The 1,271-nt window shown below is 62.2% G+C and carries 1 protein-coding gene; it reads right to left on the minus strand.

Going from position 1 to position 1,271, the window contains the following annotated elements; all coding sequences use genetic code 11:
• Positions 1 to 1,093, minus strand: a protein-coding gene (locus J7360_RS20745) for an IS3 family transposase (RefSeq protein WP_209034717.1) whose coding sequence is annotated in 2 segments (ribosomal slippage) — positions 1 to 835 and positions 835 to 1,093 — 1,094 coding nt annotated over the 2 segments. Because the reading frame shifts where the segments join, the coding sequence is not laid out codon by codon here. This gene is flagged as partial in the annotation.
• Positions 1,094 to 1,271 lie beyond the last annotated feature (178 nt).

The raw sequence follows: 1,271 nt of genomic DNA on the forward strand, positions 1-1,271 counted from the left end.
GGGTTGATGATAGCGGCGTTGGCCAACTGTTGGGCATACGCGGAGGGCGTCATGCCGCCAATTGCTTTCTTGGGTCGCTCCTCGTTGTATTCGCGGCGCCAGCGCTCGATCTCGGTGCGTGCATGCAGCAGTGTCGGGAACCAGTGTTCGTTGAGGCATTCGTCGCGCAGGCGGCCGTTAAACGATTCAACGTAGGCGTTCTGATTCGGCTTGCCGGGTTGGATGAGTCGCAACTGCACGCCACGCGCATGCGCCCAGGCCACCATCGCCTTGCCGCAAAACTCCTTGCCGTTGTCCGTGCGGATCACCTGCGGCAAGCCGCGGCGGATGGCGAGCCGATTCAGCACACGCGTCACGCCATGGCCCGCTACTGCGCGCTCCACCTCGATGGCGACCGCTTCGTGCGTGGCGTCGTCCACGATCACCAGACACTTGATCACCCGACCGTCGGCAGTGCGGTCGAACACGAAGTCCATCGACCATACCTGGTTGGCCTGCGATGGCCGCAGCAGCGGCTGACGCTCGCCTACCGGGACTTTCTTGCGCTTGCGGCGGCGGACTTGCAGCTGCTGCTCGCGGTACAACCGCTCCACACGCTTGTAGTTCACGATGCGGCCTTCCTGTCGCAGTTTGAGATAGATCATGCCCACGCCATAACGGCGATGGCGATGCGCCAACGCACCGATGCGCTCGCGCAGCTCAACGTTGCGATCTTCGCGTGGGCAGTAGCGCAGCGCGCTGGCGCTCATGCCGATCGCTGCCAAGGCGCGGCGCTCGCTGGCACCGCACCCCATCCACTCGCGCACCAGCGCACGACGCGCCGGCGCGCTCACCACTTTTTTCGCAGCGCATCCTTGATCAGATCGTTCTCAAACAGCTGCTCGGCCAGCAACTTCTTCAGCCGCGCGTTCTCCGTTTCAAGGTCTTTGAGCCGCTTGGCATCGGGCACGCTCATCCCGCCGAACTTGCTGCGCCACAGGTAGTAAGAGGCCTCGCTGAAGCCATGGCGCCGGCACAGGTCCTTGATCGCCACGCCCGCTTCGGCTTCGCGCAGGAAGCCAATGATCTGTTCTTCGGAAAAGCGCTTCTTCACGTCCAATCTCCTTCGGTTAGGGAATTGGACTCCAAACTGCGGTGCTACTCAAAATCGGGGGGACGTCGGCATAGCAGCACATCTCCTTGTGTTTCTGGGGACGCACGAACCCTCCAAACACCGGACAAGGCCGATGCCTGTTGAATGACGTGCGAGTTGACGGAGGTGAAGCAAACAG

Source organism: Xanthomonas sp. D-99 (assembly GCF_017746145.1).
GTDB classification, from domain to species: domain Bacteria; phylum Pseudomonadota; class Gammaproteobacteria; order Xanthomonadales; family Xanthomonadaceae; genus Xanthomonas; species Xanthomonas cissicola.